Genomic DNA, 17,664 nt, shown 5'->3' with positions numbered 1-17,664 from the left:
TATCTGGCGCTGCGTCAAAAGAGTCGTGAGATCTCTCTCAGCAAGCGATCTTCTCGGCCTGAAACTTGGCCCGAATCTCTCCGGGACTTGCCTGTGGACAAATCTGTGACTAACGTTGCTGCAGATGCACTCACGCCACCGATAATCCCCGGAATTCCCGGAATTTTTCGTTCCTGATCTGTGGATAAGGCTGGGTATAACATTGGCCAACCACCACCACTATTGAGCTGGGTAATTGCGTGACTGAGGACGAAGTACAAGAGGTGTGGGACCGCGTCACACAGGCCGTGATGCAGGATCCGGCGGTCGGACCCGCGGTAGGCGCCCAATTGGCGTTGGCGCTTCCCCGCGGAATTGCGGCTGGGACGCTCTACCTCGCTGTGCAGCTAGAGTTCACGCTCAAGCTGCTCGAGAGCCGGTTGCGCCCGGCCATCATGAACGCGATCGCTGCGATCCCCGAGGCACAGGAGATCCAGAATTTCGTTGTGATCGTCGATGAGGATGCGCACCCCTCCCTCGATCCAGAGCCGGTGCAGGAAGCTCCATCGTCACCGCCGTCCCCCGGCAACAGTTTCGATGATGGGCACTTCATCGCACGTTCCGAGCCCACGCGGCCCGTGGATGAACCGCGTGGCCGTCACGGAGGAGACGACCCGGGCGATAGCCGACTCAATGAGAAGTACCGGTTCGATAGTTTTGTGATCGGCCAGTCAAACCGCTTCGCCCACGCCGCGGCCGTTGCGGTGGCAGAGGCACCAGCCCGTGCCTACAACCCGCTGTTCATCTACGGTGATTCAGGGTTGGGCAAGACGCACTTGTTGCACGCAATCGGCCACTACGCCCGTGAGCTCTTTCCCGATGTTCGCGTGCGCTATGTCAGCTCCGAGGATTTCACCAACGACTTCATCAACTCGATTGCGAACAATCAGGGCGCGGGCTTCCACGCCAGGTACCGCAGTGTCGACATTTTGCTGGTTGACGACATCCAGTTCCTGGCCGACAAAGTGGAGACTCAAGAGGCGTTCTTCCACACGTTCAACACGCTCCACGACCACAACAAGCAGGTCGTGATCACCAGTGACGTGCAGCCGAAGCAGTTGCGTGGATTTGAAGAGCGCATGCTGTCCCGATTCGAATGGGGCTTGCTGACTGATATTCAGGCTCCCGACCTTGAGACTCGAATTGCGATCCTCCGCAAGAAGGCGCAACGCGAGAACCTTGAAATCGACCACAACATCCTCGAGTTCATTGCAAGTAAGTTCTCATCGAATATCCGCGAGCTCGAGGGCACGTTGATCCGCGTGACGGCATACGCAAGCCTGAATCAGCAACGCATCGACATGAACCTTGTCCACACAGTGCTCAAGGACCTCATCACACTCGACGCCGACAATGAAGTGCAGCCCTCGGACATCATCAGCAAGACTGCCGAGTACTTCGATCTCTCTGTGGATGATCTCTATGGTCCGACGCGCGCACAACAAATTGCAACAGCACGGCAGATTGCTATGTACCTCTGCCGCGAGCTGACCCCACTGTCACTCCCCAAGATCGGACAGCTGTTCGGCGGGCGCGACCACACCACGGTGATGTACGCGCACAAGAAGATTTCCCAGCTCATTGCTGAACGTCGATCGATCTATAACCAGGTCACCGAACTGACGACGCGCATCAAACAGGGCTCCCGCTAACAGGAGTTATCCACAGGCTGGGGTGAATATGTGGATATCTGGGGAGAACTCGGGCGTGTCTGTGGAGGAATCGCCCTCGCCTGTGAGTGGCATCGACTCTCACAAGTTCCCTGTCATTCCAAGGGAGTCGGTCTATCCCAAGGCCACCAACAACTCACACAGCTGTAGTTCTCTACGAAACATTGATATCCACCGAGTTATCCACAGTTTCCACAGCTGTTAACACTGTTAACAATCTCTCACTTCTGAAACGGGAACTCGATCACGCGATCGGAATCGGCGGAAACCACGAGAACCGACAATCCTCGGATCACACACCTCGCCGAGTGTGCAAAGATTGTCAAACCATCGAAATTGCCACGCTAGCGGGGCGGGAGGAGAAGCCACATGCGATTCACCGTTAACCGTGACGTGTTCAGTGAGGCAGTGTCATTTGCGGTGAAGCTCTTGCCACAGCGTCCAACACAGCCCTTGCTGAGTGGCGCTCTCATCGAAGCCGAGGGTGAACTGCTCACCGTGTCGTCTTTTGACTATGAGGTGTCAGCGCGCACGAGCGTTCTTGCGGAGGTGACTGAAGCTGGTCGCGCACTGGTCTCGGGTCGTCTCCTCAGCGAGATCGCGCAGCGGCTCCCGCACTCCGATGTCGAGGTTTCCTTGCTGGAGAGTCGTGTAGAGGTGCGATGTGGCTCGGCATCGTTTAGCCTCCCTGCAATGCCAGTAGAAGAATATCCGCAGGTGCCCCGGGTCGAGGACGTGACTGGTGCTGTTCCCGCCGACGTGTTCTCCGACGCTATCGCTCAGGTCTCCCTGGCAGCTTCAAAAGACGACGTCACTCCGGTTATCACGGGTGTGCAGTTTGAGATCAGCGAGAACTCACTCACCCTGACTGCAACCGATCGATACCGCGTTGCAACTCGCGGTATCGACTGGGAAAATGCCGGATCACAGGGCGATTTGACCGCATTGGTGCCGTCAAAGATCGTGACTGAAGTAGGGAAGACATTCTCCGGCGACGGCCAAGTCAAGGTTGCGATCATCAAGGATGGCGAGCGTGAGCTCGTAGCCTTTACGGGTGGGTCGAAGACCGTTACTTCCCTGCTGATCAAGGGAAACTATCCGCCGGTGGGGCGCTTGTTCCCCGAGAGCGTCGACAATTACGCAGTCGTCAACACGGCGGAACTCGTGGAAGCTGTGGGTCGTGTTGGACTGGTGCTGGAGCGCGAAGCAGCACTTCGTTTCTCCTTTGCTGAGGGAACGGTGACGCTTGAGGCTGCTGGCACCGAGTCCGCGCAAGCCGTTGAAACAGTGGATGCCCACCTTGTCGGGGACGAAATGGTTGTCTCGCTGAAGCCGCAGTTCCTGCTCGATGGGCTACGTTCCACTCATTCGGAATTTGCTCGCATTGCGTTTACGCGCACGGACAACCCTGGGAAGCCGGGTCCGGTGCTGATCACGAGCCAGCGCAGCAAAGACGAAGTGGACGAAGAAAGCTTCAAGTATCTGCTGCAGCCTAACCTGCTGTTGCGCTAAGGGGGACTGCGGTGCGGGTCGCGCATCTGTCACTCGGCGACTACCGGAATTACCGCACTGCCGAGTTGACACTCGCGGCGGGGCCGAACCTGTTGATCGGGCGGAACGGCCAGGGGAAAACTAATCTGGTTGAGGCCATCGCCTATTTCGCTTCGCTTCGCTCGCATCGCGTGACGGGGGACGCACCACTCGTCCGCGCTGGAAGTGAGTCTGCAATTGCACGCATGCGTGTGGTCGCCGATGAGCGGGAGGTGCTGCTCGAACTGCAAATCAACCGCGACCGAGCGAACCGGGCACAGGTCAATAGAAACAACGTTCGCCCACGCGAGGTGACTCGATGGTTTTCGGCGGTCGCTTTTGTGCCGGAAGACCTCAGTATCGTTCGTGGAGAGCCATCTGTTCGGCGCCGATTCCTGGATGAGGCGCTCGTCGCCCGCCATCCCGTCGCTGCGGGTGCCCTGTCGGACTACGATCGCGTCGTACGCCAGCGGACCGCGCTCCTCAAATCTCAGCGAGGGAGGGGAGGTGCGCTCGGCGCTGCCCTGGAAGTTTGGGATGATCAGCTCATTGAGTTCGGCTCGCAGATTATGCTCGCACGGCGCGAGCTCATTCGAGACCTCCTGCTGCCCCTTCAAGCGAGTTACCGTGCACTCGTCGAGCAGGACCACAAGCCCCTATTGTCACTCGCCGAATCTGCCACTGACGCGCTCCAGCCGCGCAGTGTTTCACGTGAAACAGGCTCAGTGACCCACGCGGCGTTGGACGCGGAGGTTTCACGTGAAACACTGGCGTCTGAGCTGCGCGCGGCGCTCGACGTGGTGCGCCATCGCGAACTGGAGCGTGGCGTCACCCTTGTCGGACCTCACCGAGACGACCTGATTCTCACGCTCAACGATTTGCCCGTAAAGGGATACGCGAGCCACGGGGAGTCGTGGTCATTTGCCCTCTCCCTCAAACTCGCTCTCGCATCGCTGCTCCGCGATGAGTCTCCCGCCGGTGATCCGGTGATTATCCTCGACGACGTGTTCGCGGAGTTGGATGGTCGGCGCAGGGCTCGACTTATGGATGCAGTTCGTGATTTTGAGCAGGTCATCGTCACCGCGGCCGTTGAGGGAGACGTTCCTGACGAACTATCTTGGCATCGTGTGCGCATCGAGGCCGGCGAAATCCTGAAAGCGGCCCTGTGATGGAGCCTCCGAAGGAGCTGGGATTTGCGAGCGAAGCGTATCTTCGCGCGAAGGCGGTGTGGAAAGGTACCCCGATTCGTCGTCGTCGCCGTGTCGGCTCTGATGGACCGGGTGGTGAGGCCTTTGGCGTTGGCCGTGACCCACGAGCACTCGCTGATGTTCTGGCAACGATGGCTGGTGAGATGGGATGGAGTAGCGAGCTTGAGCAGGCGCGAATCATCGGCGAATGGTCAGAGTTCGCTGGGGAGGCCACGGCCGAGCACACCACAGTGATCGGGATCAGTCACGGTGTGCTTCAGATCCAATGCGACTCGACCACCTGGGCCACCGAACTGCGGCGATTGCGCGCGGAGATGTTGACGCGATTGCTGCGGGAGTATCCCGATGCCGAGATTCGTGACGTTCGATTTCTCGCACCGGGTGCGCCGAGTTGGCGGCACGGTCCTCGGACAGTTCCCGGGCGTGGACCACGAGATACGTACGGATAGGCTGCTGATTTAGGCTTCAGGGCTGTCACTACGGGGGAGAGGGAACGATCCCCGGCGTGAATGTGCCGCCAAACGGCCCCAAACCCCCGTCGAAGGCTACATTCTTGATAGACTGGTGTGCGGAAGTATCCGGGGTGAAAAAGCGCTCTGAGACGCCCAGAAAAGGATCATTCAAGGCATGAGTTCAGAACAGGCCGCCTCAGCGGAAGAATATGGCGCCGGAGCAATCCAGGTGCTTGAGGGTCTCGAGGCGGTACGCAAGCGTCCCGGCATGTATATCGGGTCAACCGGGCCGCGAGGCCTGCACCACCTGGTCTACGAGATCGTAGACAACTCTGTCGATGAAGCGCTCGCGGGGTACTGCGACACCATCGATGTCACGATCCTCGAAGATGGGGGTGTGCGCGTCATCGACAATGGGCGCGGCATTCCTGTGGACATGCATCCCACCGAGGGGCGCTCGACAGTTGAGGTCGTGCTGACAGTGCTGCACGCCGGCGGCAAGTTTGGCGGCGGTGGCTACGCGGTTTCCGGCGGCCTACATGGCGTCGGATCATCTGTCGTTAACGCGCTCTCCTCGCGATTCGAAGTCTCGGTGCTTCGCCAAGGTTTCACGTGGAACATGAGTTTTACTGGCAGCGTTCCGGACGCGCCGCTCGCGCCGGGAGAGCCCAGCGATGAGACCGGCACCATTATTACGTTCTGGCCAAGCCCCGACATCTTCGAAACCGTCGAGTTTGACTACCAAACCCTCCGCACGCGTTTTCAGCAGATGGCGTTCTTGAACAAGAATCTGCGGATCAACCTTACAGATCTGCGCCCGCAGGAGCCGGTGGAGAACGCTGACGGCGAGCTTGTCGTTCCCGCCCCCAAACATGATTCCTTCCTCTACGAGAAGGGCATCGCCGACTACGTTGAATATTTGAACGCCGCGAAGCGCGCTGACATCGTCAACGAAGAAATCATCGGCTTCGAGTCTGAAGACACTGAGCGCAAAATCGCGGTGGAAGTCGCCATGCAGTGGACGACTTCATACACGGAAAGTGTCCACACGTACGCAAACACGATCAACACCCACGAGGGGGGCACCCACGAAGAGGGCTTCCGCGCTGCCCTCACGACGCTGGTGAACCGCTATGCGCGCGAAAAGAACATCATTCGTGAAAAGGACGAGAACCTTTCAGGCGATGACGTGCGTGAGGGGCTTACCGCGGTGGTCTCAGTAAAACTGGGAGAGCCGCAGTTTGAGGGCCAGACCAAGACCAAACTGGGCAACACCGAAGCGAAAGCCTTCGTGCAGAAAGTTGTAGGCGATCAGCTCGGCGACTGGTTTGAGCGAAACCCCGGTCCGGCCAAGGACATCATTCGGAAAGCGATTCAGGCCGCGACCGCTCGTCTCGCTGCCCGCAAGGCTCGCGAGACTGCCCGGCGTAAGGGACTCCTCGAGTCCGGAGGCATGCCTGGCAAGCTCTCGGACTGCACCAGTAAAGATCCTTCGGTATCAGAGATCTTTATCGTGGAGGGCGACTCGGCCGGCGGCTCAGCCAAGACGGGACGTAACCCGCATACGCAGGCCATCTTGCCACTTCGTGGCAAGATCCTGAACGTAGAGAAAGCACGTCTTGATCGCGCGCTGAACAATGCTGAGGTCCAGGCCATGATTACGGCATTTGGTGCCGGCATCGGTGAAGACTTCGACCCGGACAAGGTTCGCTACCACAAGATCGTGCTCATGGCTGACGCCGATGTCGACGGCCAGCACATCACCACGCTGCTGCTCACGCTGCTGTTTCGCTATATGCGCCCGCTTATTGATTTGGGCTACGTATACCTGGCACAGCCGCCGCTCTATCGCATCAAGTGGGTGAATGCTGAGCACGAATACGTGTACAGCGATGACGAACGAGACTCCCAACTCGAGGCAGGCGCAGCCGCTGGCCGTCGCCTCATGAAGGAGAGTGGCGTGCAGCGCTACAAGGGCCTCGGAGAGATGAACCACGAAGAATTGTGGGATACCACGATGAACCCGGAGTCCCGCACACTGTTGCAGGTCACCATGGAGGACGCGGCGATGGCCGATGAGACCTTCGCCACCCTGATGGGCGAAGACGTTGAGGCGCGCCGGAACTTTATTCAGCAGAACGCGAAGGACGTGCGCTTCCTTGACATCTGAGAATCAGACCCCAGAACTCGACAACGACACGGATCCGGAAACCGGAGCGCCCATGACGGCGGTGCACGGACGGATCGATCAGGTCGACCTGCAACTCGAAATGCAGCGGTCGTACCTCGACTACGCCATGAGCGTCATTGTCGGGCGTGCGCTTCCTGACGTTCGCGACGGTCTCAAGCCGGTGCACCGTCGTGTGATTTACACAATGTATGACGGTGGCTACCGCCCAGACAAGGCGTTTTCCAAGTGCACCCGTGTCATTGGTGACGTCATGGGCCAATTCCACCCCCACGGCGATACTGCGGTGTATGACTCGCTCGTGCGACTCGTCCAGCCCTGGTCACTGCGCTACCCGCTGGCGCTCGGCCAAGGAAACTTCGGTTCGCCCGGAAACGACGGCGCGGCCGCACACCGATACACCGAGACCAAGATGTCCCCGCTCGCCATGGAAATGGTCCGAGACATTGACGAAGACACCGTCAATTTTCAGGACAACTATGACGGACGCACCCAGGAACCCACGGTCCTGACCAGCCGGTTCCCCAACCTGCTCGTCAACGGCTCTGTTGGTATCGCCGTTGGTATGGCAACGAACATCCCACCGCACAATTTGCGCGAGGTATCCGAAGCCGCGATCTGGCATTTGGAGCACCCGGAGGCACATCGTGAGGAACTGCTCGACGCACTCATGGAACGGGTGAAGGGGCCCGACTTTCCGACGGGCGCGCAGATTCTCGGGACAAAGGGAATCAAGGACGCGTACCGCACTGGCCGTGGCTCTGTCACGATGCGCGCTGTGGTCAACATCGAGGAAATCCAGGGCCGCACGTGCCTGGTTGTCACCGAGCTGCCCTACCAGGTCAACCCGGATAACCTCGCGGTTAAGATCGCGGATCTCGTGAAAGATCAAAAGGTGCAGGGCATCGCCGACATCCGCGACGAGACCAGTGGGCGTACCGGCCAGCGTCTCGTTGTGGTGCTCAAGCGTGATGCCATCGCGAAGGTGGTGCTGAACAACCTCTACAAGCACACGCAGCTGCAGGAAAATTTCGGCGCGAACATGCTTGCGATCGTTGACGGCGTACCGCGTACGCTCCCGCTCGACGGCTTCATTACTGCGTGGGCAAAGCACCAGATCGAAGTGATTGTGCGCCGTACGGAGTTCCGTCTGCGTAAGGCGGAAGCCGAGGCTCACATCCAGCGTGGGTACCTCAAAGCGCTCGACGCGCTTGACGAAGTGATCGCCCTGATCCGGCGTTCTCCGACGGTCGACGAAGCACGCGAGGGACTCATGCAGCTCCTCGCTGTCGACCAGATCCAGGCAGACGCCATCCTTGGACTGCAGCTGCGCCGGCTCGCGGCGATGGAACGGCAGAAGATTCTTGATCTCGCCGCAAAGCTTGAGCAGCAGATCGCCGAATACGAGGCGATTCTCGCGTCGCCCGCACAGCAGCGGGGAATCGTGACGACCGAGCTCACCGAGCTCGTCGAGAAGTTCGGTGACGAGCGGCGCACCACAATTCTGCACGGCTATGACGGCGATATGTCGATGGAAGACCTCATCCCGGAAGAGGAGATGGTGGTCACGGTGACGCGCGGCGGGTACGTCAAGCGCACGCGTATCGACAACTATCGTTCGCAGCACCGTGGCGGCAAAGGTGTCAAGGGTGCGCAGCTGCGCGCAGACGACATCGTTGAGCACTTCTTTGTCACTACAACTCACCACTGGCTCTTGTTCTTCACGAACACCGGCCGTGTGTATCGTGCGAAGACATATGAGATTCCCGAGGGAGGCCGCGATTCAAAGGGGCAACACCTCGCCAATCTGCTCGCACTCGCCCCGGACGAATCTGTCACCCAGATCCTCGATGTACGGGATTTCGAGAGTGGCTACTTGCTGCTTGCGACACGTGACGGACTCGTGAAGAAGACTGCCCTGGGGGAGTACGACACGAATCGTACCGGAGGCATCATCGCGATCAAGCTTCGCGAGGGCGACGAACTTGTTTCTGCGTTGATTGCGGACGCGGAAGACGATGTCCTGCTCGTATCTCGGCAGGGTATGTCCGTTCGATTTACCGCTTCTGATCAGGCGCTTCGGCCAATGGGGCGGTCAACGAGTGGCGTCCGCGGCATGAACTTCCGCGAGGGCGATGCGCTGCTGTCTGCCTCCCGGGTCAGCGACGAAGGCGGCTTCGTCTTTGTCGTCACCGAGGGTGGATACGCGAAACGGACCGCTGCGAACGAGTACCGCGTCCAGCAGCGCGGTGGGTACGGCATCAAGGTCGCCAAGCTCGACGAAGGCCGCGGCGATCTGGTTGGTGCGCTGATTGTTGATGAGGGCGACGAAGTGCTTGTCGTACTCGCGAGCGGTAAGGTAGTCCGATCGGGTGTCGCGGAGGTCCCCGCTAAGGGGCGCAACACGATGGGCGTCGTCTTCGCACGATTCCCAGAGGCGGACCGTATTATTGGCATCGCGCGAAATTCGGAACGCGGGCTCGACGACGCTGAGTCCGAAGCACCGGGCGCCGAGAGCGCGGAAAACGAGGAAAACCTGAATGAGTAATACTGTCGCCGACAAGCTGGCAAAGAAGACCCGCAAGAAGGCCCCAGCTAAGCAGGTACGTCTGAAGCTGGTGTACGTCGACTTCTGGTCCTCCGTGAAGTTTTCTTTCCTGGTATCGATCTGCCTCGCTATCGTGGGGGTCGTCTCCACGATCCTGATTTACACGGTGCTGATGCAGACCGGCGTGTTCGGGAAGGTCGACGAACTCTTCATGGACATCGTCGGTGAAGACAACAGCCTGATGAAGATCATTGGCTTCCCGCAGGTCCTCGGACTCTCGGTCGTTGTCGGGATCCTGAATGTCATCGTTGGCACCGCACTCGGCGCCATTGGTTCCCTCGTGTACAACCTTCTGGTGCGCGTGCTCGGCGGATTCCAGCTCGGTTTCACGAGCAACTAATCCGTTTGGAAAAGCACAGTTCAGTGGCTGCGAGTTCTCTACGCCGCCGCGGAACTGTGCTTTTCTGGTATCCGGACGCCTCGCTCGCGGCGGAACGCGCCCGAGACGCGAATTCGATTTCGGTTTTTTCTGGGGTTCCGGTAGAGTCATTTCTTGGTCAAGGGGCTATAGCTCAGGTGGTTAGAGCGCTTCACTGATAATGAAGAGGTCCCAGGTTCAAGTCCTGGTAGCCCCACTGACAAATACGCTAGTATGAGTCAGTCAGGGTCCTTAACTCAGTTGGTAGAGTGCCTGCTTTGCAAGCAGGATGTCGGGAGTTCGATTCTCCCAGGATCCACCAGTACGGCCCCGCAGAAGCGGGGCCGTTTTTGGTTTCCGGGCGCTGTGGACGGCCACCGAGACCACGCCGTTCGCGCACGCGGGCGCTGTGTGTGCACTGAGCGCCTCCAGGCGGCGCGCTGCGGCGTCGGAGCCGGTCCTGGCACCCCGCTCTTCGTCCGAGGGCTCCGGTGCTGCGAGACTGCCCGTTGGGACGTGCACATGCTCCAGACCATCCACTGGGGGGAACGGGGCCAGTACCGGCTCGTGTTTCCGTGTGTGGTGTCACACCACGAGGGTCAGCCTGGGGACGTGAGCCCCGGTCGGGGGGAGAGCCCCAATGGGGGGAGCCCCAACGGGGGAGAACACCAACGGGGGAGAGTTCCGACGGGGGAGCACTCCGACGGCTGACCGCCTCGAGAGTGTGGACCACCGAAGGTAGGGAAACCCCGAAAGGTGTTCTCTGGCCTGCCGGGTGCCACAGGATACGCCAGCGGCCTACCGTAGAAGTATGAGCAGTTCCCCCATCACCTCCAGTGTCGCCCCGGCGCAATCCCGGCCGCCGCTTCGCATCCTTCTGACGATCCTGCATCTTGCAGCGCTCGGGCTGTTCGGTTGGTTTGTCGTGAGTATCCTGCTCGCGCTGTTCAGCGTGGGGCTGGGCACCGCGATCATCCTCGGTATCGGATTGGTCTTCCTCATTGGCCTCGTGTACTCGCTCTATGGCGTCGCGTGGTTCGAGACCGAACGAGTGAGCGGCCTGTACCAGCTTCCCGTCCCATCGTTGCAGCTGGTTCGTCAGGACGCCCCAGGATTTGGAGCATATCTCCGAGGCGTGTGGTGGCAGTTCGTTGATGGCCGGATGTGGCAGGGCTTCGCCAGTTTCATGATCGGCACGGCGCTCGGCACCGCTCTGCTCGTGTTCGCGCAGAGCCTGGTGTGGTCAGTGGTCTCGACGATCGCCTCGCTCGGGGGCGGCCCCGTTGCGGCTGATCCCACAGTCGGGTCCGTATTCGGACTGTTTCCCGTGCTGAGCTCCCCGCTCACTGGCATTCTGACGGCCGTGCTCAGTGCAGCAGCGATCGTTGGACTTGCCCTGCTGCATCGCCTCATCAGTGTCGCCATTGCCCGGGCTGGCGCGCGCACCCAGCAGCTCACGCGTCAGGTGCAGGTGTCAGCTCACCAGCGCGAGGGCGCCGTTCGTGCCGCCGAGGTCGAGCGCACCCGGATTGAGCGTGATCTTCATGACGGTGTTCAGCCCAGGCTTGTTTCTGTCGGGATGACCCTCGGTCTCGCGCAGCAGCAGATCGATGCGGATCCGGAAGGCGCAAAAGCCTTGATCTCCGAGGCGCATACGTCAACGAAGGCCGCGATCACTGAATTGCGGCAGCTTGCGCGTGGAATCCACGCCTCGGTACTCGACGACCGCGGCCTCGACGCAGCGCTCTCGGCGCTGGCCGGCCGATCCCACATTCCCGTCGTCCTTGATGTGCGGCTCCAGGGACGGTGCAGCCGAGAGGCAGAGACGGCCGTGTATTTCGCGATCGCCGAGTCCCTGACGAATGCTGCGAAGCACTCACGCGCCAGCGAGTGTCGGGTGGTGGTTCGCCTCCGTGACGGCAACACGCTGTGGGCTCGTGTGGAGGACAACGGTATTGGGGGCGCACGCGTGCTGCCGGGGGGCGGTCTCGATGGGATCACCAACCGGATTCAGGCCGCCGGCGGCGACGTCCGCATCGACAGCCCGCAGGGCGGGCCAACATCACTGGAGGTGAGCGTCCCGTGCGCATCCTGATCTGTGAAGATTCCGTGCTGTTGCGAGAGGGCCTGATCCGCCTCCTGGAGCACTCTGGACACGAGGTGGTTGCCGCGCACCCGGACACCGACGGTGTCGCAGCTGCGGTCCGGTCGGAAGCTCCAGAACTGTGCATCCTGGATGTTCGATTGCCTCCCACGTTCACCGATGAGGGAATTCGGCTTGCACGAGAACTCCGTGCTGAACATCCACAGCTGCCCGTCCTGGTGCTCTCACAGTATGTTGAGGAACGCTATGCCAGCGAACTGATCGCGGCGCAGGGAGGTGCCTTCGGATATCTCCTCAAGGATCGGGTTGCAGATGTGGCCGACTTCATCGATGCCGTCGAACGGATCGCCGGAGGAGCCACCGTGCTGGACCCAGAAGTTGTTGCGCAGCTCCTGAACCGACGCGGCAGAGACGATCGAATGGCGGCCCTCACTGACCGAGAGCGGACCGTGCTATCGGCGCTGGCCGAGGGGCGATCGAACCAAGCCATCGCGGGCCTCCTGTTCCTCTCAGAGGCGAGCGTCGAGAAGCACATCACTGCAATCTTCCAAAAACTGGGGCTCGAACCAGATGAACACGGCAACCGGCGCGTCCTCGCGGCAATTGCCCACCTCGAAAGCACCGGAGCGGTGCCAGCCCAGAACCCCACCACCCCGCAGAGCGGAGCCTCCCAATGACGCACAACCAGCCTCCCGCCCCGGCTCAGCCTCAGCAGCCGGCGCAGCACCCACAGACGTCTCAGGATCCCCACAGCGGCCCCACCAGTCAGCGGCCACCGCAGGGTCCGAGCCGCACGGCCAAGACGATCATGTACATTACCGCGGTCGCTGGCGGAGTTGCCTTACTCGGAATCGCGGCATCGGCTGCCTACTCGGCAGCTGGGACGAGGCTCGGTACGGCATCGGGTGACAGCAGCAGAAGCGTGTCCGTCGAAGGAGTAACCGAACTCGATCTCGACATCAGCCTCGCCGACTTCACGCTCAAGTTTGGTGCTGTCGACGAAGCGCAGCTCAAGGTCAGCGGAACCGACAGCGACCGCTGGGCGCTCAAGCGAGACCGGGACACGCTCGTCGTCACGAGCCCACAGCGGCTGGGTGGGAGCAGCTGCCTGTTCGGATTCTGTCCACCGGATCGCGCTGCTCACACGACCGTCATCCTCACGCTCCCAGAGACGCTAGAACGACAGGCAGTGAATGCGGAGATCGACGTCTCAGTGGGCTCCTTCACCTCAACAGGCACCTTCGGCGACCTTGCGGTGGAGGTCGGCACCGGCGAAGCAACAGTGGCGGGAGATGCGCGCACGCTCAGCGTGAGCGTCGGGGTGGGATCCTTCTCAGGTGATCTCACTGGCGTGACCGCAGCAGACTTTGAAGTCTCCATGGGAGATGTGCGCACCACCCTGCGCGGCGACGCCCCAGATTCGGTTGACGTTGAGGTGGGTACCGGATCAGCGGACCTGCAACTCCCCGACGTTGAGTACCGAGTCGACGCCTCGGTCGAGCTGGGGGACCTGCGCAACCAACTCCGCACCTCTTCGAGCGCCCCGAATCGCATCACTGCAGACGTCAGCCTCGGAGATCTCGCACTGCGGCCGCTCCGCTAGCGCTGATCCACCCGATCCGCCCGCCCCCGCCATAGACTGACGCTATGACGGAGTGGCGGGCGGATGTGCTGGGTGCGGGGTTCACCTGCACCGAACTCGACTTGGGGTCCGACGAAGAGGGGCCACTGAGCGCAACGCTCGTGCGGTCACTCCCAGAACCGCGCAGCTTCTTCGATCGCGTACTCGGGCGCAGGCGCCCGCTCGAAGGCGTGGACGTGCTCTACGTGCACGGCTGGTCAGATTACTTCTTCCAGCGCGATCTCGCGGCGTTCTGGACCGAGCGCGGAGCCCGGTTCTTTGCACTCGATCTGCGAAAATACGGGCGCAGCCTGCGCGAAGGTCAGACTCCCGGGTACATTGACCGCCTCGAGGAGTATGACCTGGAAATCGGGCTCGCACTCGACGTGATCCGAACAGTGGACGGCGCAGATCCCACGCGGAAACTCGTGTTGTTGGGGCACTCCACCGGCGGGCTGGTACTGAGCCTCTGGGCTGGGCGGCACCCCAAGCAGGCCGACGCGCTCGTGCTCAACAGCCCGTGGCTCGAGTTTCAGCTCTCAACGGCCGGCCGGCAGCTACTCGTTCCGCTCGTCTCGCTCGGTGCGCGATTTAAACCGAAAGAGGTGACCCCGCAGCTCGATTACGGCTTTTACACCCGCGCGCAGCACGAGGTTGGCCCGCAGGAGGAGTTGGCGCTCGTGGATCCGCGCTGGCGCCCCGAACGCAGCCATTCGGTTGCCACCGGCTGGCTGCGTGCCATCCTTGCCGGCCACGAGCAAGTGAATCACGGACTCGGGATTGACATCCCGGTCGCCGTACTCTTGTCAGAGCGCTTCGCTGTACCACTGCGTTGGACCGACGAGCTCACGCGCGCGGACACGGTGCTCGATGTCGACGCCGTTGCACGATCGGCGTTGCGGCTTGGCTCGTCCGTCACGATCGAGCGCGTAGCCGACGGCCTGCATGATCTCTTCTTGTCGGCGCCAGGACCCCGGGCAGACGCGTACGCGCGGCTCAACCGGTGGCTTGTGGGCTGGCGTGCAGAGACTGCGCATGAGGCCCCTCGCAGCGCGGCACCGGGGGCCGCGGAGCCCGACAGGCTAGGCTCATAGCCATGGATCTTCGAGTGGCCGCCTACGCGGTGGTTGAGCGGCGCGGCAAGATCCTGCTGACCCACTGGCGGCGCGGACACCTGCATGGTTGGACGCTTCCTGGTGGCGGACTTGAAAGCGGGGAAGACCCGAAAATCGCCGTGGTGCGCGAGGTGCTTGAAGAGACCGGGCTTGAGGCACGGGTGGGGAAGCTCATCGGAGTCGACTCACGGGTGATGGTGCGCGAGGAGGTGCCGGAGGGCACCGACCCGGAGCTTCACACGATCCGGATCGTCTACCGCGCCTCGGTCAAAGATGGTCCGTTGCAGAACGAGATTGACGGCTCCTCAGACGAGGCACGATGGGTGCCGATCCGGGAGATCGGATCGTTGCGCACCCTTTCGCTCGTGCAGACCGGGCTGCGAATGGCTGGGATCTCTCGGCGGCAGCCCGCGCGCTCCGGGAAGAACTCTGGGAAAACCGGCAAGGCCAGCGCTAAGCCAGGCAAATCGCAGGGGAAGCCTGCGGCGAAGGCCGGGAAGCCCCGGAAATAGCGAAAGCGCCGGGCCTGAGGCCGCGGCGCTTTCGCAGTGCACTCCGCTGGGCGGCGCACGCGTGGAGTGCTAGTGCTCGGGTGCGACCCAGAGCTCATCGTCTGTGCGGAACGCCTGCCACAGTGCGTAGCCGACTCCTACGGCCGCCGCAGCTCCGAGGCCGAGAGCGATGAAGCCGCCAACGCGGCCCTTCTTCTTCTTTGCCGGCGAGAGGTAGCCTGCGCGTTCGCCGAAGCCGCGCACCTGCGCTGCGGCCTCGCCATTGTCGATTTCGTCGAGTGCACGAATGGTGCGCGCGAGAGCGCTCGCAACGATGGGGGTGGTGACCCGGCGCACGTTGTCCGCTGCACGGCGTGCAGTGGCGACCCCGCGGTCCACGGTCGGACGCACGGCCTCGATGGTGTGGTCCACCCGCGGTGCGATGTGCTCGTCACTCAGGTACTTGGCCTGACGGCCTGCCTGGCCGAGTACGTCACCTGCCTGGCTGAGCACGATCCGCTGCTGGTCAAGCAGATCCTGTGCGTCACCCCGCAGGCTGCGTAGTTCACGGCGGCGCTTGCGTGAGAGATTCATTACGGTCCTCCTAGCTGGGCGAGGCTGTGAGCAAAGTGCTCGCTCTCCCAACGCTACACCGATCGGGCCGTGTTGCGCTGTGCTGGAGCGCAGAGCGCAGAAATATCCTGGCCGCGAACAGAGCCGTTCGCGTCCGGCGAGTGCTCAGTTCTTGTGCGGGGCCGCGCCTACACTAGTTCGTATGACCATTCACACCTCTGTAGCCACCATCCACACGAACCACGGCGATATCGTGATCAACCTCTTCGGTGATCACGCGCCTCGCACGGTCAAGAACTTCGTCGAACTCTCTGAAAAGGGCTTCTACGACGGGGTTATTTTCCACCGCATCATTCCGAACTTCATGATCCAGGGCGGAGACCCCACAGGCACCGGGACCGGCGGCCCCGGGTACAACTTCGACGATGAGATCCACCCTGAGCTCGGCTTCACACACCCGTACCAGCTCGCCATGGCGAACGCAGGAAAGCGCCCGGACATGACCGGTCGCCTGGCAGGCACGAACGGCTCGCAGTTCTTCATCACCACGATTGCTCCGGACTGGCTCAACGGCAAGCACACCATCTTCGGCGATGTCGCAGATGACGCGTCAAAGGCCGTGGTTGACGCCATTTCGGGTGTCAAGACCGGGGCCATGGATCGCCCCGTCGAGGACGTGGTCATCACCGGCATCGACATCGTCGAGGCCTAAGCACCATGGTGGCGAGTGGATCGGGGCCCGCATTCGGCGAGCGCGTTGAGTACGGGCCAAACGACGTCTGCTATCGCCACCCGCAGGTGCACAGCTTCACGCTGTGCCAGCGCTGCGGCCGCACCATCTGCCCTGAGTGTCAGGTGGTGTCGGCCGTCGGCGTGCTGTGTACGGACTGCGTCAAGCAGACGCAGCCGAGCACAGCGAAGCGTGCCGCACGCGCCTCGCGCGTGACGGGGCGGAGGCTCGCGGCCTCCGATGCCCCAGTCACCTACGCAATCATGATTGCGTGTGGAGTGGTGTTCGCACTGCAACTCATCAGTCACTACTTCGGCACCGACGAAGTAACACGTGCACTCTGGTACGCGCCGCTCTACTCACTGCCGCCCGAGTTGCTTCCTGTGGGAATGGGCTTTGAACCGTGGCGAATGCTCACCGCGATGTTTACCCATTCAACAGGGTTCATCTTCCACATTCTCTTCAACATGTATGCACTGTGGCTGTTCGGCCGCAATCTTGAGCAGATGATTGGGCGGATCGCCTATCTCACGCTCTACGTCTTTGCCGGCCTCGGGGGTTCGCTCGGTGTTATGTACTGGGCGTACGTCTCACCCGAGACGATCAACATCCCGACCGTGGGTGCCTCGGGCGCGATCTTTGGCGTGCTTGCGGCAACGTTTGTGGCCTTCCGTGCGGCAAAGGTGAATGTCACGTCGCTCGCGGTGCTGCTGGCGATCAACATCGGCATTGGGTTCTTGCCAGGAGCGAATATCTCCTGGCAGGCACACCTCGGCGGCATGGTGCTCGGCGCAGCAACGATGGGGATTCTTCTTGCGACCCGCGGCCCGCGCCGCAAGAAGGCGCGCATCGGATCGCTCGTCGCACTGGGTGCGGTGCTCGTTGCGCTTGCCTGTGGGTATCTCGTGGCCACTCCGGCGATCTTCTAACCGCCCACAACGCAGCAGGCCCCCGACCGGGAATCCGGTCGGGGGCCT

General features: G+C 61.5%; 15 protein-coding genes and 2 tRNA genes. 16 read left to right on the top strand and 1 reads right to left on the bottom strand.

All coding sequences use genetic code 11. From position 1 onward, the window contains the following. Window positions 1-290 precede the first annotated feature (290 nt). The 14 genes from dnaA to K1X41_RS09010 all read left to right on the top strand — a co-directional run bounded on the left by dnaA (window position 291) and on the right by K1X41_RS09010 (window position 15,405). On the top strand, window positions 291-1,691 hold the full coding sequence (gene dnaA, locus K1X41_RS09075) for a chromosomal replication initiator protein DnaA (RefSeq protein ID WP_243642941.1): 1,401 nt from the start codon (window positions 291-293) through the stop codon (window positions 1,689-1,691). Between the two features lie 387 nt (window positions 1,692-2,078). Then, window positions 2,079-3,221 carry a DNA polymerase III subunit beta gene (gene dnaN / locus K1X41_RS09070; RefSeq protein ID WP_132205590.1) on the top strand — a complete coding sequence of 381 codons (1,143 nt, stop codon included), beginning with the start codon at window positions 2,079-2,081 and terminating at the stop codon, window positions 3,219-3,221. 11 nt (window positions 3,222-3,232) lie between these two features. Continuing rightward, window positions 3,233-4,408 (top strand): DNA replication/repair protein RecF, encoded by a 1,176-nt coding sequence (gene recF / locus K1X41_RS09065; protein ID WP_220174427.1) that lies wholly within the window; start codon window positions 3,233-3,235, stop codon window positions 4,406-4,408. After that, complete coding sequence (locus K1X41_RS09060; protein WP_133616335.1) at window positions 4,408-4,896, top strand: DciA family protein; 489 nt, start codon at window positions 4,408-4,410, stop codon at window positions 4,894-4,896. The genes recF and K1X41_RS09060 overlap by 1 nt, the downstream gene beginning before the upstream one ends. 178 nt (window positions 4,897-5,074) lie before the next feature. After that, window positions 5,075-7,069, top strand: coding sequence for a DNA topoisomerase (ATP-hydrolyzing) subunit B (gene gyrB, locus K1X41_RS09055; RefSeq protein WP_132205596.1), 1,995 nt, complete (start codon window positions 5,075-5,077; stop codon window positions 7,067-7,069). 52 nt (window positions 7,070-7,121) lie between these two features. Then, complete coding sequence (gyrA, locus tag K1X41_RS09050) at window positions 7,122-9,635, top strand: DNA gyrase subunit A (protein ID WP_132205849.1); 2,514 nt, start codon at window positions 7,122-7,124, stop codon at window positions 9,633-9,635. Next, on the top strand, window positions 9,628-10,035 hold the full coding sequence (locus K1X41_RS09045) for a DUF3566 domain-containing protein (RefSeq protein ID WP_132205598.1): 408 nt from the start codon (window positions 9,628-9,630) through the stop codon (window positions 10,033-10,035). Before gyrA ends, K1X41_RS09045 begins: the two co-directional genes overlap by 8 nt. 161 nt (window positions 10,036-10,196) lie before the next feature. Next, window positions 10,197-10,270: transfer RNA gene (locus tag K1X41_RS09040), tRNA-Ile, on the top strand. A 29-nt stretch (window positions 10,271-10,299) separates the two neighbouring features. After that, window positions 10,300-10,375, top strand: a tRNA-Ala gene (locus tag K1X41_RS09035). A 489-nt stretch (window positions 10,376-10,864) separates the two neighbouring features. Continuing rightward, window positions 10,865-12,148 (top strand): sensor histidine kinase, encoded by a 1,284-nt coding sequence (locus K1X41_RS09030; RefSeq protein WP_132205600.1) that lies wholly within the window; start codon window positions 10,865-10,867, stop codon window positions 12,146-12,148. Beyond that, a complete protein-coding gene (locus tag K1X41_RS09025; protein WP_132205602.1) occupies window positions 12,136-12,834 on the top strand; it encodes a response regulator transcription factor in 699 nt (232 codons plus the stop codon). Before K1X41_RS09030 ends, K1X41_RS09025 begins: the two co-directional genes overlap by 13 nt. After that, entirely contained in the window at window positions 12,831-13,760 is a 930-nt protein-coding gene (locus K1X41_RS09020; RefSeq protein ID WP_220174426.1) for a DUF4097 domain-containing protein, read from the top strand. The genes K1X41_RS09025 and K1X41_RS09020 overlap by 4 nt, the downstream gene beginning before the upstream one ends. A gap of 44 nt (window positions 13,761-13,804) precedes the next feature. Then, the gene (locus tag K1X41_RS09015; RefSeq protein ID WP_220174425.1) at window positions 13,805-14,872 is read left to right on the top strand and encodes an alpha/beta hydrolase; all 1,068 of its coding nucleotides are present in this window, start codon (window positions 13,805-13,807) and stop codon (window positions 14,870-14,872) included. 2 nt (window positions 14,873-14,874) lie between these two features. Then, a complete protein-coding gene (locus K1X41_RS09010) occupies window positions 14,875-15,405 on the top strand; it encodes an NUDIX hydrolase (protein ID WP_132205608.1) in 531 nt (176 codons plus the stop codon). Window positions 15,406-15,474: 69 nt separating this feature from the next. Here K1X41_RS09010 and K1X41_RS09005 read toward each other — a convergent pair whose 3' ends face one another. Then, complete coding sequence (locus K1X41_RS09005; protein ID WP_132205610.1) at window positions 15,475-15,978, bottom strand: DNA/RNA helicase; 504 nt, start codon at window positions 15,976-15,978, stop codon at window positions 15,475-15,477. Between the two features lie 181 nt (window positions 15,979-16,159). Here K1X41_RS09005 and K1X41_RS09000 point away from each other — a divergent pair, with 181 nt between their 5' ends. Together K1X41_RS09000 and K1X41_RS08995 are read left to right on the top strand one after the other, a co-directional pair. Continuing rightward, a complete protein-coding gene (locus K1X41_RS09000) occupies window positions 16,160-16,669 on the top strand; it encodes a peptidylprolyl isomerase (RefSeq protein WP_132205612.1) in 510 nt (169 codons plus the stop codon). A gap of 5 nt (window positions 16,670-16,674) precedes the next feature. After that, the gene (locus tag K1X41_RS08995) at window positions 16,675-17,616 is read left to right on the top strand and encodes a rhomboid family intramembrane serine protease (RefSeq protein ID WP_132205614.1); all 942 of its coding nucleotides are present in this window, start codon (window positions 16,675-16,677) and stop codon (window positions 17,614-17,616) included. Window positions 17,617-17,664: the final 48 nt, after the last annotated feature.

Origin of the sequence: Leucobacter luti (assembly GCF_019464495.1) — a bacterium.
GTDB classification, from domain to species: Bacteria; Actinomycetota; Actinomycetes; order Actinomycetales; family Microbacteriaceae; genus Leucobacter; species Leucobacter luti_A.
This window is presented reverse-complemented; position numbering and strand designations above follow the sequence as displayed.